Source organism: Microcoleus pseudofavosus SVA1_A4 (genome assembly GCF_036700565.1).
In the GTDB taxonomy this organism is placed as follows: domain Bacteria; phylum Cyanobacteriota; class Cyanobacteriia; order Cyanobacteriales; family Microcoleaceae; genus Microcoleus.
This window is the reverse complement of sequence record NZ_JAUBPE010000017.1, coordinates 61,359-86,980: the sequence shown is the minus strand read 5'-3', so window position 1 is coordinate 86,980 and position 25,622 is coordinate 61,359. Positions and strand designations below refer to the sequence as shown.

General features: G+C 48.3%; 14 protein-coding genes. 8 read left to right on the top strand and 6 right to left on the bottom strand.

Going from position 1 to position 25,622, the window contains the following annotated elements:
• Position 1: 1 nt before the first annotated feature.
• Both ftsZ and QUA02_RS10010 read right to left on the bottom strand, forming a co-directional pair.
• The gene (ftsZ, locus tag QUA02_RS10015) at positions 2-1,276 is read right to left on the bottom strand and encodes a cell division protein FtsZ (RefSeq protein WP_333027130.1); all 1,275 of its coding nucleotides are present in this window, start codon (positions 1,274-1,276) and stop codon (positions 2-4) included.
• Between the two features lie 375 nt (positions 1,277-1,651).
• Positions 1,652-2,554, bottom strand: coding sequence for a cell division protein FtsQ/DivIB (locus QUA02_RS10010; RefSeq protein WP_333027128.1), 903 nt, complete (start codon positions 2,552-2,554; stop codon positions 1,652-1,654).
• 337 nt (positions 2,555-2,891) lie between these two features.
• Between QUA02_RS10010 and QUA02_RS10005 the strand changes: the two genes are divergently transcribed.
• Positions 2,892-4,223 carry a P-loop NTPase fold protein gene (locus QUA02_RS10005; protein WP_333027125.1) on the top strand — a complete coding sequence of 444 codons (1,332 nt, stop codon included), beginning with the start codon at positions 2,892-2,894 and terminating at the stop codon, positions 4,221-4,223.
• 211 nt (positions 4,224-4,434) lie between these two features.
• Here QUA02_RS10005 and QUA02_RS10000 read toward each other — a convergent pair whose 3' ends face one another.
• The gene (locus tag QUA02_RS10000; protein ID WP_333027123.1) at positions 4,435-4,620 is read right to left on the bottom strand and encodes a hypothetical protein; all 186 of its coding nucleotides are present in this window, start codon (positions 4,618-4,620) and stop codon (positions 4,435-4,437) included.
• A gap of 397 nt (positions 4,621-5,017) precedes the next feature.
• Between QUA02_RS10000 and QUA02_RS09995 the strand changes: the two genes are divergently transcribed.
• Positions 5,018-10,492 (top strand): WD40 domain-containing protein, encoded by a 5,475-nt coding sequence (locus tag QUA02_RS09995; RefSeq protein WP_333027121.1) that lies wholly within the window; start codon positions 5,018-5,020, stop codon positions 10,490-10,492.
• A 64-nt stretch (positions 10,493-10,556) separates the two neighbouring features.
• On the opposite strand, the gene QUA02_RS09990 is transcribed toward QUA02_RS09995, so the two are convergent.
• Positions 10,557-11,606 carry a tetratricopeptide repeat protein gene (locus tag QUA02_RS09990; protein ID WP_333027119.1) on the bottom strand — a complete coding sequence of 350 codons (1,050 nt, stop codon included), beginning with the start codon at positions 11,604-11,606 and terminating at the stop codon, positions 10,557-10,559.
• 467 nt (positions 11,607-12,073) lie between these two features.
• On the opposite strand from QUA02_RS09990, the gene QUA02_RS09985 reads away from it, so the two are divergent.
• A complete protein-coding gene (locus QUA02_RS09985) occupies positions 12,074-12,877 on the top strand; it encodes a TPM domain-containing protein (protein ID WP_333027118.1) in 804 nt (267 codons plus the stop codon).
• 174 nt (positions 12,878-13,051) lie between these two features.
• Complete coding sequence (locus QUA02_RS09980; protein ID WP_172191877.1) at positions 13,052-13,675, top strand: precorrin-8X methylmutase; 624 nt, start codon at positions 13,052-13,054, stop codon at positions 13,673-13,675.
• A 116-nt stretch (positions 13,676-13,791) separates the two neighbouring features.
• On the opposite strand, the gene QUA02_RS09975 is transcribed toward QUA02_RS09980, so the two are convergent.
• Both QUA02_RS09975 and QUA02_RS09970 read right to left on the bottom strand, forming a co-directional pair.
• The gene (locus QUA02_RS09975) at positions 13,792-14,430 is read right to left on the bottom strand and encodes a response regulator (RefSeq protein WP_333027113.1); all 639 of its coding nucleotides are present in this window, start codon (positions 14,428-14,430) and stop codon (positions 13,792-13,794) included.
• Positions 14,431-14,448: 18 nt separating this feature from the next.
• Positions 14,449-15,645, bottom strand: a complete 1,197-nt coding sequence (locus QUA02_RS09970; protein ID WP_333027112.1) for a sensor histidine kinase — start codon at positions 15,643-15,645, stop codon at positions 14,449-14,451.
• Between the two features lie 450 nt (positions 15,646-16,095).
• Between QUA02_RS09970 and QUA02_RS09965 the strand changes: the two genes are divergently transcribed.
• From QUA02_RS09965 to QUA02_RS09950, 4 genes are all read left to right on the top strand, one after another.
• The gene (locus tag QUA02_RS09965; protein WP_333027109.1) at positions 16,096-16,545 is read left to right on the top strand and encodes a hypothetical protein; all 450 of its coding nucleotides are present in this window, start codon (positions 16,096-16,098) and stop codon (positions 16,543-16,545) included.
• A gap of 298 nt (positions 16,546-16,843) precedes the next feature.
• The gene (locus QUA02_RS09960; RefSeq protein ID WP_333027106.1) at positions 16,844-18,826 is read left to right on the top strand and encodes an efflux RND transporter periplasmic adaptor subunit; all 1,983 of its coding nucleotides are present in this window, start codon (positions 16,844-16,846) and stop codon (positions 18,824-18,826) included.
• Between the two features lie 152 nt (positions 18,827-18,978).
• A complete protein-coding gene (locus tag QUA02_RS09955; protein WP_333027104.1) occupies positions 18,979-22,116 on the top strand; it encodes an efflux RND transporter permease subunit in 3,138 nt (1,045 codons plus the stop codon).
• A 346-nt stretch (positions 22,117-22,462) separates the two neighbouring features.
• Positions 22,463-25,603, top strand: coding sequence for an efflux RND transporter permease subunit (locus tag QUA02_RS09950; protein WP_333027103.1), 3,141 nt, complete (start codon positions 22,463-22,465; stop codon positions 25,601-25,603).
• Positions 25,604-25,622: the final 19 nt, after the last annotated feature.

The window sequence follows — 25,622 nt, the reverse complement described above, 5'->3', positions numbered from 1 at the left end:
ATCATCTCGGCGGGCGACGGTTGCGCAAAAACTCAGGAATATCCAATCCCAAATCCTGCGGCGGTTTCGCTTTCGGATCGGGCGTTTGTTGAGCAGGAGTCGTCGGCACAGTTGCAGCCCGCCAAGGAGCATTAACATTTTGCGTCCGCCCCGGAGCCGGAGGCGACGGAACTTCCCCCGAAAAACCAGTAGCGATCACAGTAATCTTAATTTCGCCCTGAAGCCGCTCGTCAATCACCGCTCCAAAAATAATATTGGCATTCGGATCGACAACCTCGTAAATCGTCTCAGCCGCCGCATTCACCTCGTGCAGCGTCATGTCAGTACCGCCAGTGATGTTAAACACCACACCTCTAGCGCCCTCAATAGACGAAGCTTCCAGCAGAGGCGAAGAAATAGCCTGCATCGCAGCCTCCCTAGCCCGCGACTTGCCAGAACCCACGCCGATGCCCATCAAAGCCGAACCCGCATCTGCCATTACTGCCCGCACGTCAGCAAAGTCAACATTCACCAAACCGGGAATAGTAATAATGTCAGAAATACCCTGAACCCCTTGGCGCAGGATATCGTCAGCAACTCGGAAAGCTTCTTGCACCGGCATTTGTTCCGAAATCACAGACAGCAGCTTGTCGTTAGGAATTACGATCAGCGTATCCACCCGGGTTTGCAAAGCCGCAATCCCTTCCTCAGCTTGGCTGGTGCGCCGCCGTCCCTCAAACGTGAAAGGCCGCGTCACTATGCCCACAGTCAAGGCGCCCATTTCCTTAGCCACCTCAGCCACGATCGGAGCCGCGCCCGTGCCCGTACCGCCGCCCATGCCGGCCGTGATAAATACCAAATCCGCGTGATTCAGAGCATTAGCAACCTCGTCGCGAGATTCCTCCGCTGCCTTTTGACCGATCGCCGGATTGCCGCCCGCGCCCAAACCGCGCGTCAACTTCTGTCCGACTTGCAAGCGTTTCGGAGCATTTGAGAGAACCAGAGCTTGGGAATCTGTATTCACGCACCAAAACTCGACACCAGAAACCTCGCTAGCAATCATCCGGTTAACGGCGTTGCCCCCACCACCGCCGACGCCAATTACTTTGATTTTGGCAGCACTGCTGGGCATTATGTCTTTGGGATTGACCATAGGATCGATATCAATACTATCTACATTTACATAACCAGACTTGCGTCTAAAGGGATTGGCGGAATCTGCAGCCACCGGAAAATTTTTTACTTCTTCCGAAGGGGGACTGTCTTGATCAGACCCCTGTCTATTATTAAGCTTCATTAGAGTCGGGGATAGTAGATTAGAGCTTGTTAACTAAACGCCAATTCACAATCAACTATAGGCTAAGTTGCGCGAAAAACTAACACTGGTCGATGCTTAATGTTAGCAATCTCGGATTTTGTCGGCTTCGCTAGCTCAGACCTCGCTTGACGCCATCAAGGTGCTTGGCCCCATCAAGGCACTTGTACGCAAGGCACAAGGAAAAAAAGGGATACGAGCCCTTCCCCAATCGGTATTGAAAGAAAAATCTGATTGTTTTTTCCAGACGGGGAGGGGTATCAAAAAACTCTCCTTATTTCAAGCCCTGCGTATCGATCCCGATCGGCAAAAATTCTGCCTGTCGATCGATCCCTTCTACCTTCTGTTGACAGAGGATCAATTCTGGGCGCGAGTGGGTGCGGGAGTGGAACTCTCCAAACTGGGGGGGAGTTCGGGCAAATGGACGATCGGCGAAGCAGGATTTTTCAAGTCAATGTAGGCTATTTTGCTTGAAGAAAGCTGTTTTGGCAATTGTCGCATTCGGTCTAAAACCTTAAGTTGCTCCGCAGTCGTGGAACTGTACGGCCCTAAGTGTACGGTACCGATCTCTGTTTTCAAGATCAAGTTGTTCGGGTTTTGCCAATCTATTTCAAACACTTTCACCGCCAGACCGCTGAGTCCTTGGTAAAACTTCGGCCAAGAGGCGCGATACAGTTCCAAAGGCCCGATGACTTTTAAAGTTGGCAAAGAACGCTGAGGCTGCGTTCCTCGAGCGCTGCCGGGCCCGATCGAACTATTCTGCGATCGCACAGCAGTATAGCTCTCCGACGGCATCCAACCTCCGCGAGCGTCCAGCCACCCCACTTTTTCCTTGTCGCTGTTCGATCTCAACACCGCAGTAGGCTGAGCTACCGCCACCGGCAGCCGTTCTGCCACTTCTACAGTCAAACTCGGCGGAAACAAGTTGCGAGTCACCTTCGCTTTGGCGATCGGCCCCGTTGACTCCAGCTTTTCGGCCAGCGCCTGCGGTTGAATCCCCCACAGCGACTGCGGGTAAGACAGCGGCACCAAAGACCGCACCGCCTTGTCCGACAGCCACTGATTGCCCTCCACCTTCACTTGTTCCGATCGGGCAATCAACCAAGCCGGCTGGGCAATCCACCACAGCAAACCCCCGGCCATTGCGCTCGCTGCCAGCATTTGCCACACCACAGCAGCCGATCGAGCGCGACGGAGCCGCCGCAACTCTTGGCGCCTGCGCCCTAACTCTGTTTGAGAAACCGCTCCAAAACTAGCCATCTACCTCTTGACAATTTAGTAATTAAGGATTAGCAAAAATTCAAAACTGTTTAATTTCTCTCTCTAGCAGCCCCGTTCACCCTACCATTTAACCAGATCCCCGCAAATTTACCCATAAGGAGTGCCAATATCAGTAAAATCACCGATCCAGCTAGGTAATTAAAAATTCTTAATTAAAAATTCCCAATTCCAGCGCCGTCGGACCCATTCGCAGATAAAGGTTCTTTGGGTATTTAGGGCATTACCCCACAGGGCAAAAGGTGACAAATCAAACTAAACTCAACCAAAGAAAGTTTAGACTTTCGATTAACTTTTTAACTTTTAGTCGGCTTGAATTGTGATCGCACTCGAATTAGACAGATTCTATAAAGCCTGCAACCCGAGCAAGACCCTTGTCGCTGGAGACCCAGGAGATTATCAATACTACATTGATTTTGGTTCCGTGCGCGGCGGCAAAATCATTGAATCTTTACAGCGAACCATTACCCGGATCTCGCCCGACCAGCCAACCTGTCAGCTATTTACAGGACATATCGGCTGCGGCAAATCTACGGAATTGTTTCGACTCAAAGCTGAGCTAGAGCAAGATGGTTTTTGCGTCGTCTACTTCGAGTCTTCCCAAGACTTAGACATGGGGGATGTAGACATCAGCGATATTTTGCTGAGCATTGCGCGCCAAGTCAGCGAAACTATGGAAGCGGCCAAAATCAAACTCAGACCTAGCTATTTTACAAATCTGTTTGCAGAAGTGGCAGAATTTTTGCAGACTCCCATAGATTTGTCAGGGGAAGCGGAGTTATCTATAGGCATTGCTAAAGTTACTGCTAAAACTAAAGACTCTCCCAAATTGCGATCGCAACTCAGGCAATATCTCGAACCCCGCACCAACAGCATCTTGCAGTCTATCAACGAAGAACTGCTCGACAAAGCTAACGCCGAACTCAAGCACCAAGGGAAAAAAGGGCTCGCAGTCATCGTTGACAATCTCGACCGCCTCGACGCCTCCCTCAAACCCAGCGGGCGCACCCAGCCAGAATACCTGTTTTTAGACCGCGGCGAACAGTTGAAAAAACTCAATTGTCACGTCGTCTACACGATTCCCCTAACTTTGATTTTTTCCAACGACTTCGGCCGCCTCGCCAGTCGATTTGGAGTCAAACCCAAGGTGATGCCGATGGTACCGGTGCAAATGCGCTCGGGCGACGACCACTCCGAAGGAATGGCACTGCTGCGGCAGTTAGTATTAGCTAGAGCTTTCCCCACAGTTGCTCCCCTTCAACGCATCGATTTGATTTCCAAAGTGTTTGACTCTCCCGAAACTTTAGACAGGCTCTGCCGGATTAGCGGCGGTCACGTTCGCAATCTACTGATGCTTTTGTATAGCTGTTTGCAGCACGAAGACCCCCCCTTCTCTCGCGAATGTCTCGAAAACGTCATTCAAGAATATCGCGATGACCTTTTAGGAGCCATCAATGACACGGAATGGGAACTGCTGTTTCAAGTCGTAAAACGACAAAGTGTAACCGGCGAAGAAGAGTCTCAAATCTTGTTGCGAAGTATGTTTGTCTTTGAATACCGCGATCGAGAAGGTCGCTGGTTTGGCATCAATCCAGCCCTAGCAGAAACCAGAAAATATAAGGAGTGGCTGCAGTGCCACGAACAAAAATAGTTGGGATTTTTGATATTGCTTCGCGACTCCCCAAGCTTTTCGCGACGAGTGAATTAGAAACTATTTAACACCATTTCCCAAAAATAATGCAACTGTAGGCGAGTTCCAAACCACGAGCTTCATCACTCATTCCCAATTCTTTAATCGAAAATCGAAAATCTAAAATCGAAAATGATAGAATTTCTAATTCACCGCTGACAACTCCGAACTCTTACAATCGAATACAGCACGCAGTCAGCGGTTTTTGCCGCTGGCTGATTTCTTTTGAATGCTGGCTGCACGCCGCGAATGTTATTGCCGTAAAAGTTTGCCACCACCAAGGACTTTCCCCTATCTCAACTTTCATATCTGCAATGCCAGACCCCCTATGTTGGTTTTTATCTGTTGCTCTTAGCATGAACTAATCCCATCCCGGACGACAATTTTTTTGGCTTTTTTGCTGAATGCCTGCTACAGATAGATCCGAGTTCTTTACTAATAGCTAGCCGCCGCTATTATCCATAAATTTAGGGGTCGGCTATTTAGGCATTTAGCCATTTATCTGTAGCTGAGTAAAAAATTTCTTAGGCGGGCTTGAATTTTTACTGTCAAGTCTCGCATTCTCTGAGATTGAGAGGTATGATGTCTTTAGATTGAACCTAATGACTGTGTAAGTATTCATAGGAGAAGTACGAAAAACTACGTATTCCTACAGATATAAAGCGCCCGACAGAAACTGGTATCCCTAAGTAGATACGGTTTCAGTCACGATCGGCGATCGTTAAGTAATTGATTTCTGCAAAAGGGGTGCACGCATGACCGATCTGCTAAAAGTACAAGAAACTGCCAGCTACAACGAGCGATCGCTCAAAACTCTGGTAAGATCCATCGCGATGTCTCAACAGCAATTCTCGCTAATTTTAGTGCGCTGCAATTACGAGCAGTTGCGACAGCACTGGGCACAGCGGCTGCGAGAAATCTCCTCAGTTCCAATTCAAGATATCCTCCTGTCGGCATCCGTCAAAACCCTTTACACTACCCTACAGGCAAACACGATCCCGATCGAGTCTTCGGCTGTCGGTTCCGCCTCGGCTTTGATGGTATTCGGTTTAGAAACAGTAGTAGCGATCGACGAACTGATGGCCTCTACCAATCAAGTGCGAGACGAATTTCGCAAAAATTTTTCCTGCCCGGTGATTTTGTGGGTAACAGATGACATCGTGACCAAAATGATTCGTCTGGCCCCGGATTTCAAAAGTTGGGCCGCCGCCACAATTAAATTTGAAATGGCCGTTGACGAATTAATTAATTTCCTGACTGGACGGGCCGATACTATATTTAAAGTAGGCGAACTAAATCAAGAACTCGGCAGCAGCACCGCCGGCACCCTCGCTAGTTTTGTCACCCGCGAAACCGACTGGGAAAAACGCGCCCAAGAGTGCGAAATCAGCCCCTCTGAACGCTTTCTCACCTTTAACTCTGGGCCCCAAAACGGACGACAATCAGATGTCCGCTCCTATTCGCCCTTGAGTCCGGGTAATACCCTCGATTTGGCGATCGGCTCTTTGTCGCGCCGAGAATTAGAATTAGCTTTAAGAGATTTACAAAATCGCGGTCAAGAATTAGAACCCGCCCTCAAAGCCAGCCTGCAATTCGTTCTCGGTCGAGATTACTATGTCAGCGACCAAACCGAAACTGCCTTAATTCACTACCAAGAAAGCTTAGTATTTTGGCAGCAGCAAACCGGCAACTGGGAACTCGCAAACTGGGAACATTCCGAAAACCGATCGACCGTCTCCTCCTCCTTGTCGAATCCTGTCCCCAACATCCTATTTTTAGAGAGAGAAGGCATAGTGCTGTTTCACATAGCCCTGTGTCACCGCTTGCAAGCCGCCAGAAATCCGGTAGCCAACCGCCACCACTGGGAACAAGCTTGGATGAGCCTGGAACAATCTAGAAACGCTTTCTCCCTTGCCGAGCGCCCTGAATTGGTAGCTGAGGTGACAGCACACCTCGGACAAGTGCTGCAACGCTTGAAAGCTTGGGGAGAGTTGCAAGCATTAGCTGAAAATTCTTTGCAGTTGCACTTCACTTACGGTACTGCCAGCCAACTAGCTCAAGATTACGGCTTTTTGGCTGAAGTTGCCCTGCAACAGTCGAGGTGGAGTCAAGCCCGCCAACTAGCAGAGTTGGCTTTGGCGATTTTAGATCAAACGCCTAACGATTTGAGATTGCTGATTGAAGATTTGAGATTGGGGTTTGAGGGAAATTATCCTGAATTTGTGGGAACTAACGAGTCAAGTAACGATCCAAAATCTAAAATCCAACATCCCAAATCCGACAGAAGTTCGTATCTTTTACTGTTAGCTCGAAGTTTGCGGGAGCTAGGCCAGTGGGAAGCAGCGGTTCATTCTTTGGAGTTGGCTCAAGCTCAAAGCGAGCCGAAGTACGACCCCCGACTTTACATCGATATTTTGACGGAACTGCAAGCGGTTTATTTCGAGCAGGGAGAGTATCTCAAAGCTTTTCGGATCAAAAAAACCCAGCGTTCGATCGAATATCAATACGGATTTAGAGCTTTTATCGGAGCCAGCCAATTGCAGCAGCAGCGACAAGCCGTCAATCCTTCCAGTCCCTCAGCTCAAAATCAAGCCGCCATCGCAGCGGAAATGACAGCTTACTCGCGCCAAACAGATATCAATAGGTTGCTAGAAAGAATTAGCAGGGACGACCATAAATTAACTATTATTCACGGGCCCAGCGGAGTCGGGAAAAGTTCTTTAGTCAATGCCGGCTTAGTACCTGCTTTGAAAAATATTACTCCGGGCGCGCGGGATACATTGCCCGTAGTCGTCAAAGTTTACACCGACTGGCTGGTGGAGTTAGAAAATGCTTTGAACAGCGCGCTGTACGACAAACAAGCCGAAGAGGAAAGTAAATTTATCTCGAAAGGACTACAGGAAATCCACAAAAAAAGTTGCTCGGTTATTCCTGCTCGCAGCTCGGAAGTCTCTTCTTTTATTATAGAACAGTTGCGCGAAAATGCCACAAATAATTTGTTGACTGTGCTGATTTTCGATCAATTTGAAGAGTTTTTCTTTGTTTCGACTTCGGTGGCACAAAGACAACTTTTTTATAAATTTTTGCGCTTGTTTTTGAATGTGCCTTATGTTAAGGTAATTCTGTGTTTGCGCGAAGATTATTTACACTATTTACTGGATTGCGATCGCTTCCCAAATCTTGACGCTATTAACAATAATATTCTCGACAAAAGTATCCGCTACCAACTCCGCAGTTTTTCGATGAAAGATGCGCGGGCTGTCATCGGACACTTAACGGAACGGGCGGAATTTTATTTAGAGCCGGCACTGATTGATGCTTTCGTGGAAGATTTAGCAGACGAACTGCAAGAAGTGCGGCCGATCGAATTGCAGGTAGTGGGAGCGCAACTGCAAGAAGAAGGTATTACCAGTTTAGCACAGTACCAGCAATTAGGCGACAATCCCAAAGCAGAATTAGTGAAGCGATCGCTCGAAGGAGTCATCTCTGACTGCGGCCCGGTTAACGAAGATGCAGCTTGGAAAATCTTGTTTTCCCTGACAGATGAAAGAGGCGTTCGGCTGATTAAAACCAAGCACGAACTCTCGTTAGTTACAGGCCAGCAGCCAGCCGATGAGGGCGAAACCGAATTATCGGCGATCGGCAGAAACCGAATTTCCCTACAGCGACAGTTCGCAAAAGACCCAGAAAGCGGACAAAAGAAAACCGACAACCTCGACTTAATTTTAGACATTTTAGTCGGTCACGGTTTGCTATTTCTGCTGCGTGAAGCCCCCGAAGACCGCTATCAATTGGTACACGACTATTTAGTGCGGCCGATCCGCCAAAGATTCGGCTTAGAAGCCAGACTGCACAAAGCAGAAGCGGACAAAAAAATGAGTCAAGCACAGCTCTACCGAGCCAATACTTTTCTCAAACAACTGCTGGGATTAGCAGTAATCGGCGTACTGCTGCTCACCAGTTCCACGATCGCCGCCGTAAACTTTTGGTGGCGCGCTGTCGGTCAAAAACAGCTAGCTGTCGCTCAAACTCAGCGAGCCGAAATTAGTACCCTCACAGCAGCTTCAGAAGCACTATATTTCTCAAACAACAAATTTGACGCCATGATGGAAAGTTTGAGAGCGGGTAAAAAGTGGAGACAGCTCGAACACTCCAAAGAAATACACACCCTCAAGGACACGGAAATTCTGATTTCTGCCGCCCTCCAGCAGGCTGTTTATGGCGTCAAAGAACGCAACCGCTTGGAGGGACACGGCGACGTAGTTTGGGGTCTGGGTTTCAGTCCTGACGGCGAAACAATAGCTTCTTCGAGCGTAGATAAAACCGTCAAACTTTGGCGGCGCGACGGCAGTTTGCTGGCAACTTTCAAAGGCCACACTAACAGCGTCGCCTGCGTCGCGTTCAGTCCCGATAACAAAACCATCGCCTCGGCAAGTTTAGATAAAACTGTCAAAATTTGGCAAACAGACGGCAGTTTGCTTGCAACTTTAACAGGCCACACTAACAGCGTTACCAGCGTTGCTTTTAGCCCCGACGGTCAAACGATCGCCAGCGCATCTACAGACAAAACTATCAAACTTTGGAAAACCGACGGCACTCTGCTGCGGACGATCGAACAATTTGCTCCCGTAAATTGGCTCAGCTTCAGCCGCGACGGCAAAATAATCGCTGTGGCGAGCGATGACGGTAGTGTGAAACTGTGGAGTTCTGACGGTAAGTTAATCGCTAATTTGTGGCACAGCGAAAACAGACAACCCTCGAAAATTTACACCGTCAGTTTCTCCCCCGACGGTGAAACGATCGCCAGTGGGGGTGAAGACACAACGGTGAAAATCTGGAGCATCGCTGCACTCAAACACCCAGCAACAGAAAATTCAACACGAGCAAAAAAAGGTGAACTGCTAACAACTTTGCGGGGACACAGCAAATGGGTATTTGGTGTCAGTTTCTCCCCCGACGGTCAAACACTTGCTTCTGGAAGTGCAGACGGGACTGTCAAACTCTGGAGTCTGGCTGGTGTTGGCGACAAACGCCCAACGGATGCTAGCAATATTAAACCGGAGAGCCGCTTGCTGAGAACTTTTGAGGGACACGCCGATCGAGTTACTCAGGTGAGTTTTAGCCCGGATGGCAAAACCCTGGCTTCGGCAAGTTTTGACAAAACACTCAGGCTGTGGCGGCTCGATGACGTGCCGCTCAAAACCCTCGACGGACACCAAAACCGGGTGCAAAGCGTTACTTTCAGCCCCGACGGCCAAAGGCTGGCTTCTGCTTCTACGGACAAAACTATCAAACTCTGGAGCCGCACGGGAGTTTTGCTGGAGACTTTGGAAGGACACACTCAGAGAGTCTCCAGCGTCAGTTTCAGCCCCGACGGCCAGCTACTTGCTTCTGGGAGTTACGACAAAACGGTGAAAGTTTGGAGTTTGAAAGAAGATGGCATGAGTAATATTCTGCCTTGTCCTTCGGCTCCCCTGTTCCCGTGTTCGCCTTCTGTGCTGTTGACTCTAGACGGCCACGCCGACAGCGTGATGAGCGTGAGTTTTAGCCCCGACAGCGAGATTGTCGCTTCGGCGAGCAAGGACAAGACTGTTAAACTGTGGACGAGAAACGGCAGGTTGATTAAGACTTTGACTGGGCACAAAGGCTGGGTGACTGGGGTGACTTTCAGTCCCGACGGAGAAATGCTGGCTTCTGCAAGCGATGACGGTACTCTCAAACTCTGGAATCGGGACGGTCGTTTGCTGAGAACTTTTGAAGGCGCTCACAACAGTTTTGTGTTGGGGGTTGCTTTTAGCCCTGACGGCAAAATGCTGGCTTCGGCGGGTTACGACAATGCGGTGAAATTGTGGAAGGTGGACGGGACTTTGGTGGCGACGCTGCTGAAGGGTTCTAGCGACAGCGTGACTAGCGTTGCTTTTAGCCCGGATGGTTTGTTGGTTGCTTCGGGCAGTTATGACCATAAGGTGAAGCTGTGGAGTCGCAGCGGGACTTTGCTGAAAACTTTGACTGGTCACAAGGATAGTGTGATGAGCGTGAGTTTTAGCCCGGATGGGAAGGTTCTGGCTTCTGCGGGTCGGGATAATCGGGTGATTTTGTGGAATTTGGATCTTGATGATTTGCTGGTGAGGGGCTGCGATTGGGTGGGGGATTATTTGAGGACTAATCCTAATGTGAGCGATCGCGATCGGCGTCTCTGCGAGGGGGTGGGGGCAAAACCTCAGTTTTAGTCATTTGCTCCTTTCATTTTTTCTTGGGATACAGTTGAAAAAAGCTCAGTTTTTTCATGATTTTTTACTCTTTTGCTTCGGGTAACATTAGTAGTAAATCATCACAACAATCGCTGTTTTTTTGGTAGAGTTCGCATATCTCTCTTGCTGAGTCACCATCAAAAATACAACTTCGCTCTTCAGCCATAGCTGCTAAGTTAAACATTCTGCGTTCTTCTGCTGACCATCCAATGTCCATCCATTTCTCCCAAGACCAACCCCTTGAATCAAGTTCTTCTAAGTTAATGGAGCGAGCTGGTATTGCCATAGGAGTTTTGAAAGGTGATGGGTCGAGCAGTCGGGATTTTTCTTGAGCAAACATTTCTTTCCCGAAATCGCTGAAACGGTCTAAATGTTTTTCAATTTTGGCAACTAGGGTTCGCACTTCGCCAAATTGTTCAAAAGTCCACAGCACGTTAGCTAACTGATAGAGAATGACAGGATTGGATGGATCGTACTTCAAAGCCTCTCGATATAGGGGCAGTACTTTGTTGAACTTTCCATACCCAAACCAGAGGCGATTCGCTTCATCAAATAACCGCTTTGCATCTGGGAACATTAGTTCTAGATACCCAAAATAATTGTCGTTTTCTTGATTGAGTTTGCGTTTTTCTATTTTTGAGTTACGAGTGATAAACGGAAAACTTCGCTCTTCAGCCAGGGCCGCTAAGTTAAACATTCTGCGCTGTTTTGCTGCTGATGAAATACTCATCCATTGTTTGTGAGATAAACCCATTGAATTAAGTTCTTCTAAGTCAATGGAGCAAGCTGGTATTGGCATAGGAGTTTTGAAAGGTGATGGAGAAAGCAGTCGGGCTTTTTCTCGAGCAAACATTTTTTTGCCAAAATCGCTGAGACGGTCTAAATGTTTTTCAATTTTCGCAACTAGGATTCGCACTTCGTCAAATTGTTCAAAAGCCCACAGCACATTCGCTAACTGATAGAGAATGACGGAATTGGACGGATCGTACTTTAAAGCCTCTCTATACAGTGGCAATACTTTGTTAAACTTTCCTTGCGAAAACCACAGACGATTCGCTTCATCAAATAACCGCTTTGCTTCTATGTGATTCATGTCGCTCAACTTCCTCTTTGACTTTGGCAACAATGTGAATTATGGTCTCGGACTAATGTCTTGATGGTAAGGTCTTAAGTAAGTTTGAAATATTGAATTTACTTGCTCTTGAAGACCTTGATTTATCCTGTCTGCACCCTTAAAGCTTTTGGGGAACCCTTCGGCTACGCTCAGGGCATCGCCCGTCCCTACAGGTTTTTGATTGCGGTGCAATATCCGGGATCGATACTCACCCCGTCAGGAAATCGAGCTCTTGTTTAACGATGGTTTGCAGACCGATCGCGATCGCGCCCTCTACAATTAATTATCGGCCCTTTCCCTGATCGCAAACTTTCTTCCCCGAACCCTTCCCCTTGCTCTCGGCTTCCTGTAAAGTAAATAATTGTAAAGAAATATGAGTTTTCTCTTATCCTCTGGTTAAGACCGCCAGCTAGCATTCACAATTAAGACCCGGATTATAAGTTCCTATGTCACAGCTTTTCCCGCGAAGATTTCTAGCATCTGCTGCCGCATTTTTTCTGGCTTTGTCGGTGTGGACGATCGCACCTGCAGCCCACGCTTTCAACAATCCCGATTTATTGCCGTCAACTCAGACGCCGATCATTGACTTAGCTAAAGCCCTTACGGATATTGAAGAAGAAAGTTTGGCAAAAAATTTAAAGGCTTTTGAAGCCGAAACTGGCTGGAAACTGCGAGTGCTGACTCAGTACGATCGCACGCCCGGTTTAGCTGTCAAAAGTTATTGGGGACTAGATAACAAGAGCGTGTTGCTAGTTGCTGACCCCCGAGGGGGAAATTTGCTCAATTTTAATGTGGGCGACTCGCTGTATCCGCTGCTGCCCCGAACTTTTTGGGTGGAACTGCAAACCCGCTACGGCAATCAATTTTTTGTGCGGGACAATGGCGAAGATCGAGCGATTATTGAATCTTTGGAGTCGATCGAAGGCTGTTTGCGTCAGGGCGGGTGCCGCGTGGTTCCGGGTTTGCCGAGGGAACAGTGGGTTCTGACGTTAATTACGTCGGTGGTTGGCGGCGTCATCTGCGGGTTTGCTGCTCAGCCGCGGAAACCGGGACAGGTTGTGGCTTGGCAGTGGGCGCTGATTTTTTCGCCGCTGTGGGGCATTCTGTTTTTCGCTTTCGGACTTGGGCCCGTGGTGACTCGAACTTCTGACTGGTTGCCAGTTGTTCGGAATGTGTCCGGTTTTGCGATCGGAGCTTTGGTGGCATTCCTAACTCCGGTGCTGGGTAAGTCTTCTTCGTCGGAAACTTAGTTGTCACTTGTCAGTTGGCAGTTGCCAGTGGGCAGTCGGCAGTCGGCAGTCGGCAGTGGGCTATCAACTGACAACTATCAACTCTCAACTATCAACTGACAACTATCAACTGCCAACTGACCAAAAGCTGGTAAGCTGATACCTGACAACTCACAGGCGACAGCTATCCAACAAATGGAATGGCACGTAAGCGATGCCCAGAGTCTGGGATTAATCGATAACGAAATTGGCGACCACGGTTTTTCTGCGGCGGAGTACGAAATAGTCCGCCGCGTGATCTATGCGACTGCTGATTTTGAGTACAAGTCTTTAATTAGTTTTTCCGATCAGGCTTTGCAAGCCGGGGCGGCCGCTTTGGCTGCTCGGACTACGATCGTGGTAGATGTGCCGATGGTGCAGGTGGGCATTACGCCCTTGATCCAAAGTACCTTTGCGAATCCGGTTTACTGTTCGATGGAGGCTTTGACGCGCCCTCAAAAGGAAAGGACGCGGGCTGCTTGGGGGATTGAAACTTTGGCAAGACGCTATCCTGAAGGGATTTTTGTGGTGGGCCAGGCTCAAACTGCTTTGTCGGCGATCGTAGATTTGATTGAATCTGAGGAAATTCGGCCGGCTTTGGTGATTGGGACTCCTTCTGGGTTTGTGGGGGTTGACGTGGCTAAGTCGCGGCTGCACGATTCGATGGTTCCTCACATTCGGATTGAGGGGCGCAAGGGTTCTGCGGTGGTGGCTGTGGCTATTGTTAACGGGTTGGTGGATTTGGCTTGGCAGGCTTACGGCCAAGAGGGGAACAGTTGATGATTTTGTGTGCTGCTGGCGCGGATGGGTGAGTATAAAAAATCGGGTGGTAAGAAAGTGGCTGAATCTGTCTCTGAGCAAGGCTTTGATTGCCACTTTCAGGCATCGGTAAGTCCCTAATTGAAGAGTGAATGAGCCAACAGCGCCGCTTGAGTTCGATCGCGCAAATTCAAGCGGCTTAAAATATTCGTTACATAGTTCTTTACCGTATTTTCCGACAAAAATAAGGTTTGAGCAATCTCTCGATTGTTCGCGCCCGAAGCTATTAAACGCAACACTTCTAATTCTCTGGGCGTGAGTTGCTCTAATTCTGGCGGAGAAACAACCGTCGGATTAGTTACAGCAGGAGTCATCAGGGCTTTCTCAAACAATCCGGGACCGAGTTGCGTGTGTCCTTTATAAACAGCCCGAATCGCTAAGGCAAGTTCCTCGGGTTCGGTATCTTTGAGCAAGTAGCCTTTTGCGCCCAGCCGCATTGCTTGGCTGACATATTCATCGTCATCAAATGTGGTTAACACTAGCACTTTTGTATCGGGATAAGATTGGGCGATCGCCCCGGTTGCTGCTACGCCATCCATCACGGGCATCCGAATATCCATCAGCACAATGTCGGGCTGTAGGATGGGAATTTGTGCGATCGCCTCCTGTCCGTTTTCAGCTTCACCAATTACCTGCATATCAGAATAGCATTCCAGCATACTCTTGATTCCCCGGCGAATAATATGCCGGTCGTCCACTAGCAAAATCCGAATCATATAACAATCTTCCTTCTGCTATATGTTTTGAGAGGGCAAAGAAACCGAAATCCGACAACCGTTTCCCAACTCGCTGTAAATCGCAAATTGACCGCCTGCGGCTGCCACTCGTTCTCGCATTCCCTGGAGTCCAAATCCAGTCGTATTTTGCGCGGGATCGAAGCCTTTGCCGTTGTCAGCAATCGACAAATAAATCTGTCCTGCGTGTTGCTGCAACCCAACTGTCACCATCGTTGCATCAGCGTGTTTGTGAATATTTGTGAGCGATTCTTGCACAATTCTGTAAAGTGTTGTATTGATTTCCTGAGATAGCAGAACTGGTAAGCGAATCGAGTTGGAAACTTCGATCGCAGTCATGCGCTGAAAGTCTTGGAGAAGTTTGTCGATCGCACTTTCGAGCGACAATCCTTGCAAAGGATTCGATCGCAACACCGAAACAGATTTGCGAATTTCTAACAAAGCTTCCGATCCGAGTTGTTTGGCCTGTTTCAGAAACCCCAGCGCTTTCTCATCCTCCGATTTCCAGAACAATAGGGCATTATTGAGCTGAATGGTTTGAGCCGCGAGGGTGTGTCCGAGTCCGTCATGGATTTCGCGAGCAATCCGATTGCGTTCCTGCAAAGTTGCCTGGTCTTCAATTCGCAGGGCATAGTAGCGGAGTTGTTCGTGAGTTATGGCTAATTTATCGTGAGCGATTTCTAATTGCTCTCGGCTTTGGCGTTCCGCAATCAACGCATTAATTAACAATAAAGCGAACACTAATGTCAAGCCAAATAATAACACATTGCTAAATCGCCATTCCCAAACAGTTGCAATGACTTTTTCAGGTAAAATAGGTTTTAATAACAGTAGCGAGCTATAGGACAGCAGGGCTAAACCCAAGACTGTCACTTGCCCCGGCTGGCGGAAGATCAGACAACTGCGCATCAGCAGCACGAGAAAAAGCAAAAAGCTTGATCGGCTCGATAACCCTTCCTGGACAATTGGCAGCAAAATCAAGCCAAATTCTAGGGCTGTAAATAAAACTTTTCTACCTAACCGAACTGTTGGCAAACGCAACCCGATCGCGCCGAAAAGTGCGATCGCGCCAACCCGTAACAGCAGCGACCAGAGCGACTGAAACGGATGCAGCACTTCCATCAAGGCTGCCGTCGCCAGCAGCAGCCACTCCAAATAAAGCAACAAACGAAAGGACGGATAGGTCAAGCGAATCATAGAACTTTTCCCCATCAAAAGCTGGAGCGATTCAAGCAAGGTCGCTGACCTAATTGTAGAAGGTATCTTGGAGTCAAAAAACACGTTACCCCCTTATGTTCAGAAGGAAGTTCGGCAACGCGCAGTGAATCGGGATTTAACGGATGAATGTTGAGGGAATTGGTCATCGGTCATCGGTCATTGAGCAATTCTCCCACTCTCCCACTCTCCCACTCTCCCGCTCTTCCCGCTCTCCCTTTTTGCCATACAGACAAGTTATGTGTAGCAGCTTAGCGAATCTGCCAACGATCGCGCTAGAGCCTTTTCGGCTGATTTTGGCATTTGGGACTAGGAAAAAAGTCACAACCGCAAAGTGCTTTTTGACTGGTCAAGTTAGGAGTCTTGGGTCATGCGCTGGCTGATTTTAGCCGATAAGATTTGGTGGTGAAGGTTAATTAGGCGCAGTAAATCATGAAAAAAACAACGATCGCACCAGCATTTGTCCTCGTCGGTGCACTTTTGGTAGGCGGTTTGTCTGCTTGTACGCAATCCAATGCCTCCGAAGCTACCCAACCTGACACGACTGCGACCAATCCAGTAAGTTCCGACCAAGCGAAGGTCGATTCTGCTTCCACTCAAACTGCTCAACCTGTCGCGGCGACTGCAACTCCAAGTTCAGCGCAACCGAAAGCCACGGATGCAGAACGCGCACAGAAACGCGAGGAAATTCGCAAACAAGTCGAAGCGGTGTTGACGCCAGAGCAGGCACAACAGTTAGAAACTAAAGTCAAGGGAGGTGAAAAAATGCGGAAAGCTTTGTCCGAGCTAAATCTCACCGCCGAACAAAAGACAAAAATTAAAGAAATTCTCAAGGCTGCTTATCCTCGGGGGCAAAAGCAGTCTCAAACAAACTCGCAATAACGTTCTGATTGGGCAATTTGCAGGGCGAAACTGATACAGGACTTGCGCGGGTTCTCCGGCTTACTCCACAAGAAAAGTGATCTGTTGTAGAACAGGCATCTTGCCTGTTCTTGAGAATGATAAATGATACAAGATGTTAGTTACAACTGAGATGTTGCTCACCTTTTGCACCATTGTCAATAAGCCTTTTACGAACAGGCAAGATGCCTGTTTCACAAGAAAATTCATCTCCTGTAGAACAGGCATATTGCCTGTTTTTGAGAATAGTGCAAGATGTTAGTTACAAAGGAGTTTTGTGATGATCGAGGAAATTATTAGTGAAAGTCGGAATGGCACTCGCCCTAAAGTTTCTGACGAAAATCTGAAGCTGAACGAGCAACCGACGCACAACGTAGAAATTGTTAGTGAAACTCCAAAAGACGCTCTCCGTGAAGTTTTTCAGGAAGCTCCAACATTGCCGGAGAGCGAACCGACGGACGGTGTTGCAGCCAAACAACCGACGGAAAAGGTGCTGGCGAAAGGGCGGATTGCGCTGTTTCTGCTGGGGTTGCTGCTGGTGGGTGGGTTGGGATTTTTGGTTTGGCAGCGATCGACTGCTCCTAAAGCGGAAAAACCGAGCCGCAGCGGCAGACTCCAAGTGACTCCGGTAACGGTGGCAACAGTGACGAAAAAAACGGTTCCGATACAGTTGCAAGCGATCGGCAACGTGCAATCGAGTTCTACTGTCTCGGTGACAGCACAAGCTAGCGGGCGGATTACAGGAGTTTATTTCAAGAAAGGGCAAGAAGTTAAGAAAGGACAACTGCTGTTTTCGATCGACGATCGCTCTCAAACTGCCTCGATCCAGCAAGCTCAAGGAATCGTAGCAAAAAGCCAAGCACAGGTGCAACAAGCCGCAGCCAACCTTTCTAAAGACCAAGGAGTTGTCGAACAAGCCAGAGCAACCCTTGACAAAGACCGAGGAATTGTCGAGCAAGCCAAAGCGACCCTGGAAAAAGACAAAGGAGTCGTCGAACAAGCCAGAATGACCCTTGCTAAAGACAAAGGAGTCGTCGAACAAGCCAGAATGACCCTGGAAAAAGACCAAGGCGCAGTCAAGCAAGCGATCGCCACCTTGGCCAAGGATCGAGCGCAAGCACAATATGCCGAAGCCCAAAGTCAGCGGTATGCAGAGCTTTACAAACAAGGAGTAATCAGTCAAGATCAAGCCCAGCAATACGCTACCAGCAGCCGAGCCACCGCAGCAACGGTCGATCTTGACCAGCAAGCGATCGCCAATGCTGAAACTGCGGTAAAGAGCGATCGCATCGGGATCGCCAATGCTGAGGCAGTCGTCAGAGGTGATGAAGTGGCGATCGCCAATGCTGAGACGGCGGTGAAAAGCGATCTAGTGGGGATTGAGAATGCTGAGACGGCGGTGAAAAGCGATTTAGTGGGGATTGAGAATGCTCGGGCCGTCGTGGAGGGCGATCGGGCTGCGATCGAGGGTTCTCAAGCTGGGTTGAGTGCAGACGGCGGTGCCTTGAAAAATGCTCAGGTGCAATCATCCTATACCAAGGTCTATGCGCCGATCGACGGGCGTGCCGGAAATATTCTGGTGACAATCGGCAATGTGGTGCAACCAAGCACCGACAAACCCTTGGTGACAATCTCCACAATTAATCCAATTCAAGTTGCCTTTTCGGTTCCTGAATCCAACCTCTCAGACATCCAAAAATACGCAGACAACGGCAAGTTGAAAGTTGATGTCACCTTTGCCGGAAACAATCGTCCGATATCGGGAACCTTGTCATTTGTGAACAATACGGTTGACAATGCCACAGGCTCAATTCAACTGATTGGCGACTTTAATAACGCAGATGGGAAACTATTCCCCGGTCAATTTGTTAACACAAATCTAACATTAAGTCAACAACCAAATGCGATTGTTGTTCCCTCACAAGCAGTACAGACTGGGCCGAACGGACAATTCGTATTTGTCGCCCAAGAGGACGATACAGTGGAAAATGTGCCTGTAGTTGTCAGCAATACAATCAACGGCTTAACTGTCATCCAAAAAGGTCTGGATGCGGGTGATGAAGTTGTCACCGACGGACAAGCAAATCTGGTTGATGGTAGCAAGATTCGCATTAAAACCGCAGCGGATGCTAAAGATAATTCAGATAATACTAAAGGCAATAATAATTCCGACACATCTGGAGCCAAAGAAACTGGTGTAAAATCTGGCGGCGACTCTAATTCATCGGGAAATCAGTCATGGAAATCGCGCAAAAATCCCTAGGGCGATCGTTCTTTTCAATCGGGAGGCAATATCATGTCCGGTTGAATAGTTATCATACTTTTGCCCCATGCCCAATGCCCAATGCCCCATGCCCTATGCCCTATGCCCTATGCCCGTATAAGTTTGATAAGTAATTAACCGGACTTGATATAATGAATCTCTCAGAACCGTTTATTCGCCGTCCAATTATGACCACCTTGGTGATGGCGGCAATTCTGATTTTTGGTTGGATGAGTTATCGCTTACTGCCGATTAGCGATTTACCAAACGTCGATTATCCCACGATTCAAGTCAGCGCATCCCGGCCCGGCGCCAGCCCGGAAACGATGGCTGCATCGGTGGCGCGCCCGCTAGAAAAGCAATTTTCCAGCATTGCTGGACTCGATACGCTAACCTCAACGAGTACCAGCGGCAAAACTCAAATTACGCTTCAGTTCAATCTCAGCCACAATATTGACGATGCGGCGCAAGATGTGGAATCGGCAATTTCTTCAGCCTCGGGCCAAATGCCCAACGATTTGCCAAATCCGCCTACCTACAGCAAAGTCAACCCTGCCGACGGGCCGATTCTTTACCTTTATCTTACTTCGCCAACACTTCCGCTTTCTGAGGTTGATAAATACGCACAAACTTATCTAGCGCAAAAGCTATCGACAATCGGCGGTGTGGCGCAAGTGCAGATTTACGGTTCTCAAAAGTATGCTGCTAGAATTCAACTCGATCCGCAGCAGTTAGCAGCGCGGCAAATTGGCATCGATCGAGTGCAAACTGCGATCGAGCAAGGAAACGTCAACTTGCCCACAGGAAGCCTTTCCGGTAGCCATAAAAACTTTACGGTGCAAACAAACGGACAACTTCAGGATGCTGCTGCATTCCGCCGTTTAATTGTGACTTACAAAAATGGACAGCCTATTTATCTCGAACAATTAGGGCGAGTGGTTGACAGCGTAGAAAATACTCAACTTGCTAGTTGGTATAACAACGATCGCGCAATTATCCTCACGATTCAAAGACAGCCGGGCACGAATACTGTAGAAGTTGTAGAGACGATTCAAAAATTACTGCCCAACTTAAAAACTCAGATTCCGAGTTCGATCGAGCTTGGGGTGATGTACGATGCGTCTCAATCGATTCGCGATTCGGTTGACGACGTTCGGTTTACGCTCGTTTTGACGATCGCCCTAGTCATCTTAGTAATCTTCTTATTTTTACGCAATCTTTCTGCAACAGTCATTCCCAGTTTAGCGCTGCCGGTTTCGCTGATTGCAACCTTTGGGGTGATGCACTTATTCAACTACTCGCTAGATAACTTGTCGATGATGGCACTGACGCTATCCGTCGGCTTTGTGGTCGATGATGCGATCGTCATGCTCGAAAACATCGTCCGCCACATAGAAGAAGGAGAAAGCCCGCGAGAAGCAGCGCTAAACGGGTCTAGGGAAATCGGCTTTACGATTTTATCGATGACGCTTTCGTTGGTGGCGGTGTTTATTCCGATGTTATTTATGAGCGAGTTGTTGGGGCGCTTGTTTCATGAATTTGCTGTGACGATTGCAGTTTCAATTTTGGTTTCAGGCTTTGTATCTTTGAGCCTGACACCGATGTTGTGCAGCCGTTTTTTGCGTCCGGTAAATCACGCCAATCAAAGCCGGCTTTATCGAGCTTCAGAGTATGTATTCGATCGCTTTCTGAGTTTGTACGATTGGAGCCTCAAGAAAGTCTTAAAATATCACCGCACCACGATGATTTTGTCATTCGCAATGGTGTTTGTCACAGTTGGACTATTTATCGCGGTTCCCAAAGGCTTTATTCCCAGCCAAGACACCGGACAAATCACGGGCATTACTCAAGCTGCACAAGATGCCTCTTTTGATGAATTAGTTCGCCACCAGCAAGCCGTTGTCAGCGCGATCCGCCAAGATCCGAATGTGGAAGCAGTCAACTCGAATATCGGGGCAGGAGCGAGTGCAAATGGCGGCGGGGCGGCAGTTGCCGGAAATTCGGGAAGCTTGTTTATTCGCCTGAAACCGCGATCGCAGCGGCAGATGGGAGCAGACGAAATTGTGCAAAATTTGCGATCGCAACTAGCAGAAATTCCCGGCATTCAAGTCTTCTTGCAAAATCCTCCGGCAATCCCGCTGGGCACTCAACAAAGCACGGGATTGTATCAACTTGCGCTGCAAAGTTCTGACGTTCTACCACTGCGGCAGTACGTCCCGCAACTGGTTGACAAAATGAAAGCAATGCCAGAAATTCAGGATGTTAACAGCGATTTGCAGATGACTTCTCAAATCAAAATTGATATCGATCGCGACAAAGCCTCAGCATTAGGAATTACTGCCAGTCAAATCGAAAATACCCTGAGAAATGCTTACGGCGCTTACCAAGTTTCCACGATTTACGGTGCGAGCAACGAGTATCAAGTTATTTTGGAACTAGAACCAAAGTATCAAAAAGATCCCAATGCTTTGATGCAGCTTTACATCGCGACAACAAGCAGTAATTCGAGTGATGCTTCTGGCGGTCAAACACAAGTACCGCTAGCAACGTTTGCCAAAATCACTCCGGGAACTGCACCTTTAATTGTCAACCATGTCGGGCGGATGAATGCTGCGACAATTTCCTACAACCTCGCTCCTGGGGTGGCGCTGGGAAATGCAAATAGCGCGATCGACAAAATCGTGAAATCGCTAATTCCTGACAGCATTGCCACCAATTATAAGGGTGCGAGCCAAGTTTTTCAAAGTTCGCTGCCGAGTTTAGGGTTTCTGTTGGCCGTGGCAATTTTAGTAATCTATTTAATTCTCGGTATTTTGTACGAAGATTTCATCCATCCGATTACGATTCTGTCGGGATTGCCTTCGGCGGGATTTGGCGCATTATTAACGCTGATGTTGTTTGGCGTTGAGCTCAACGTTTATTCATTCATCGGTATCATCTTGCTGGTAGGGATTGTCAAGAAAAACGGGATTATGATGGTGGATTTTGCGATCGAAGCCCAGCGCAACGACGGCAAAAAACCAGCGGAAGCAATCTATCAAGCGTGTTTAGTGCGGTTCCGACCGATTATGATGACCACAATGGCAGCTTTAATGGGAACATTGCCGATCGCCCTAGGAGTTGGTGCGGGTTCGGAATCTCGCCGCCCGTTAGGAATTGCGGTTGTCGGCGGACTTTTGTTTTCACAAGTTTTGACACTGTATCTCACGCCCGTATTTTACATCTACATGGAATCGTGGCGGAAAAAGCTGAATGAGGTGAAGTTTCGGCAAGTTTTTTCATTTAAATGAGGACGGTAAAATAACCGCTTTAAGGAGGACAGGGCAATGCCGTTTTCTTACCCCAAAATAATCGATTATCCTCGCGAGAAGGACACCGCACCACGCCCATAGCTGTCAACTTGTCAGACCCGCAGTCCGGCAGGGGTTGAAACCCCTGCCTCAAAGCTAAAGTCCTCTCAAGAGGACTGAGAAGAAAAATTTTAAACTCATTAGTCCTCTTCAGAGGACTTTAGCTATTAGACAGGGGTTTCAACCCCTGGCGGACTAGCGGACTAGCGGACTGACCCCTTAAGTTGACACGCCTCGATCACTACCGTGTCCTGATGGTTCGACATCTCACTACCAACCAAGTTTTATGAACCTTTCAGAAATTTTTATCCGCCGCCCCGTGATGACCGCACTGGTCACAATCGGCATCCTAATCTTCGGTTTGATGAGTTATTTTCTGTTACCAATTAGCGCCTTACCTCACGTTGAATATCCCTTTGTGAGTGTCTCCGCTAGCTTACCCGGTGCAACCCCCGAAACAATGTCATCCTCAGTCGCCGGGCCGCTAGAAAGACAGTTCACTGAAATAGCTGGACTCAATTCGTTTAACTCCACCAGTTCCACCGGTAGCGCGAATATTTCCCTACAATTCGACTTCAGTCGCAGTGTGAATTCTGCTGCTAAAGATGTACAAGCTGCGATCGCCGCAGCCGCAGGTTCATTGCCATCAGGAATGCCCAAACCGCCAACCTACCGCAAAGTTAACCCTTCAGTTGCGCCGGTTCTATACCTTTATTTGTACTCAAAAACCCTGGCAATTGCAGAAGTGGATGAAGCCGCAGAAGTGACGATCGCACAACCCATTTCTGCGATCGACGGTGTGGCGCAAGTGCAGGTTTACGGGCAGAAACAATATGCAGTGCGGATTCAACTCGATCCGCGAGAATTGACCGCCAGGGGAATCGGATTAGATCAAGTTAGAACCGCTGTTACGCAAGGAAATGTAAACTTGCCAACCGGAAGCCTTTCTGGCGATAACAAAAGCTATTTAATTCAGGTAAACGGTCAATTGAACCGTGCAGCAGAATATAGATCGCTGATCGTTGCTTACAAAAATGGCGCAGCAGTGAGGCTGCAAGATTTAGGAAACGTTATTGACGACGTGCAGAATAACAAAGTCTTGAATTTGTACACCGATAAAAACGTTACAAATCAACCTGCAATCTTGCTGGCAGTGCAGCCTCAACCGGATGGCAATACTGTCGAAATCGTCGATTCGATCGTGCAAATGTTACCCGCCCTCAAACAACAAATTCCCCAATCGATCGAAATGGGAATTATGTACGATCGCTCTCAATCGATTCGGGCTTCTGTAGACGATGTGAAGTTCTCCTTAGTTTTGTCGGTGTGTCTGGTTGTCTTAGTAATTTTTCTATTTTTGCGGAACCTCACAGCGACGTTAATTCCGAGTTTAGCTTTGCCTGTAGCGATTATCGGTACGTTTGCGGTGATGTATCAGTTGGGATACTCGTTAGATAACCTGTCTCTGATGGCGCTGACGCTTTCAGTGGGGTTTGTGGTGGATGATGCGATCGTGGTTCTCGAAAATATTGTTCGCCACCAAGAAATGGGAGAAGCACCGCTGGAAGCAGCATTAAAAGGATCGAAAGAAATTGGTTTTACCATTGTTTCAATGACGCTTTCATTAGTCGCCGTGTTTATTCCGATCATGTTTATGGGCGGGTTGATCGGTCGGTTATTCCACGAATTTGCTGTGACTATTTCTGTGGCAATTTTGGTATCGGGATTTGTTTCTCTGAGCCTCACGCCGATGTTGTGCAGTCGATTTCTCAAATCGTCCCACCAACAACCAAAAAACCGCTTCTACCACCTTTCAGAGCGGGGATTCGAGCTGCTGCTGCAAGGATATGAATGGACGCTAAAGCCTGTTTTGAAATACCGTTTCATGACGCTGATTGGTTCTGTAATTCTGCTGGTGTTTACGGCTTATCTGTTCGTTCTGGTGCCGAAAGGCTTTATTCCGACTGAAGACACCGGACAACTGATGGCTAACACAAAAGGAGCGCAAGATATTTCCTTTGAAGATATGCTGCTTCACCAACAAAAAGTCGTTGATATCATTCGGAAAGATCCAAACATCGCAGCGTTGAACTCAACCGTAGGTGCGAGCGGCCCGAACGCATCTGCGAACAACGGACGCATCACAATTAGGCTCAAACCCCGATCGCAGCGCCGCCTCAGTGCCGATGAAATCATCCAACAACTGACTCCTAAATTGCGCGGAATTCCGGGGATTCAAGCTTTTTTACGCTCTCCTGCTGCGATTCCGATCGGCGGTCAACAAACGAATTCACAATATCAGTTTACGGTGCAAAGTTTAGACTTGCAAGCGCTGCGTCAATCCGTGCCTGAATTGTTAGCTAAAGTCAAAACGCTACCGGGATTGCGCGGTGTGGATAGCGATTTGCAACTTAGCACGCCTCAACTTGAAGTTAAAGTCGATCGCGACAAAGCCGCAACCGTCGGAGTTAGCGCTCAACAAGTGCAAAAAACCCTCAGCGCAGCTTACGGTTCAGGACAGGTTTCGACGATTTATACCCCGAACAATCAATTTACGGTTGTGTTAGAACTAAAGCCTGAGTATCAGCGAGATCCGAGTGCTTTGTCGATGCTGTACGTGCGATCGAACACCGGACAAATGATATCGCTAAGTGCGATCGCAAATGTCACCCAAACAGTCGGGCCGCTAACCGTCAATCACCTAACGGGATTGCCCTCTGCTACAATCTCCTTTGACACTCTTCCAGGCACATCGCTGAGTCAAGCAACCGCAGCTATCGAGAAAGTTGCAAAGGATGTTTTGCCGCCGTCAGTGACAACAAGTTTCCAAGGTGCAGCACAGGTATTCAACCAATCTTTTAACGATTTAGGTTGGTTGTTGCTGGTTTCTATTCTGGTGATTTATTTAATTCTCGGCATTTTGTACGAGGATTTCATTCACCCGCTGACAATTTTGTCAGGTTTGCCGTCAGCCGGATTTGGTGCACTGTTAACGCTGGTAATCTTTCAGGTTGAACTCAATCTCTATTCGTTTATCGGGATTATTCTGCTGGTGGGAATTGTCAAGAAAAACGGTATTATGCTGGTAGATTTTGCGATCGAGAAACAGCGCCAAGAAGGCAGAAGCGCGTTTGATGCCATATACGAAGCCTGCATCGTCCGCTTCCGTCCGATTATGATGACGACGATGGCGGCTTTAATTGGAACTTTGCCGATCGCCCTGGGAGTTGGTAGCGGTTCCGAGTCGCGCCGCCCGTTGGGAATTGCGATAGTCGGTGGATTGCTGTTTTCGCAAGTTTTAACGCTGTATCTTACTCCGGTATTTTACACTTATATGGAAGGGTGGCGCAAACGGCTAGGTCAACCAAAAATGAAGCTGTCTGAATTTTTCTGGCGTCCGAAAACTCGACCTTCGAGCCGAAATTAAAACAGGTGTTTGTAGCGAA

What these genes read in the sequence shown, in the direction of transcription:
- QUA02_RS10010 (WP_333027128.1), bottom strand. Translation starts at nt 2,554, where the DNA reads ATGGCTAGTTTTGGAGCGGTTTCTCAAACAGAGTTAGGGCGCAGGCGC.
- QUA02_RS10000 (WP_333027123.1), bottom strand. Translation starts at nt 4,620, where the DNA reads ATGCTAAGAGCAACAGATAAAAACCAACATAGGGGGTCTGGCATTGCA.
- QUA02_RS09975 (WP_333027113.1), bottom strand. Translation starts at nt 14,430, where the DNA reads ATGATTCGGATTTTGCTAGTGGACGACCGGCATATTATTCGCCGGGGA.
- QUA02_RS09955 (WP_333027104.1), top strand. Translation starts at nt 18,979, where the DNA reads ATGAATCTCTCAGAACCGTTTATTCGCCGTCCAATTATGACCACCTTG.
- QUA02_RS09980 (WP_172191877.1), top strand. Translation starts at nt 13,052, where the DNA reads ATGGAATGGCACGTAAGCGATGCCCAGAGTCTGGGATTAATCGATAAC.
- QUA02_RS09950 (WP_333027103.1), top strand. Translation starts at nt 22,463, where the DNA reads ATGAACCTTTCAGAAATTTTTATCCGCCGCCCCGTGATGACCGCACTG.
- QUA02_RS09990 (WP_333027119.1), bottom strand. Translation starts at nt 11,606, where the DNA reads ATGAATCACATAGAAGCAAAGCGGTTATTTGATGAAGCGAATCGTCTG.
- QUA02_RS09965 (WP_333027109.1), top strand. Translation starts at nt 16,096, where the DNA reads ATGAAAAAAACAACGATCGCACCAGCATTTGTCCTCGTCGGTGCACTT.
- ftsZ (WP_333027130.1), bottom strand. Translation starts at nt 1,276, where the DNA reads ATGAAGCTTAATAATAGACAGGGGTCTGATCAAGACAGTCCCCCTTCG.
- QUA02_RS09960 (WP_333027106.1), top strand. Translation starts at nt 16,844, where the DNA reads ATGATCGAGGAAATTATTAGTGAAAGTCGGAATGGCACTCGCCCTAAA.
- QUA02_RS09970 (WP_333027112.1), bottom strand. Translation starts at nt 15,645, where the DNA reads ATGATTCGCTTGACCTATCCGTCCTTTCGTTTGTTGCTTTATTTGGAG.
- QUA02_RS09995 (WP_333027121.1), top strand. Translation starts at nt 5,018, where the DNA reads ATGACCGATCTGCTAAAAGTACAAGAAACTGCCAGCTACAACGAGCGA.
- QUA02_RS09985 (WP_333027118.1), top strand. Translation starts at nt 12,074, where the DNA reads ATGTCACAGCTTTTCCCGCGAAGATTTCTAGCATCTGCTGCCGCATTT.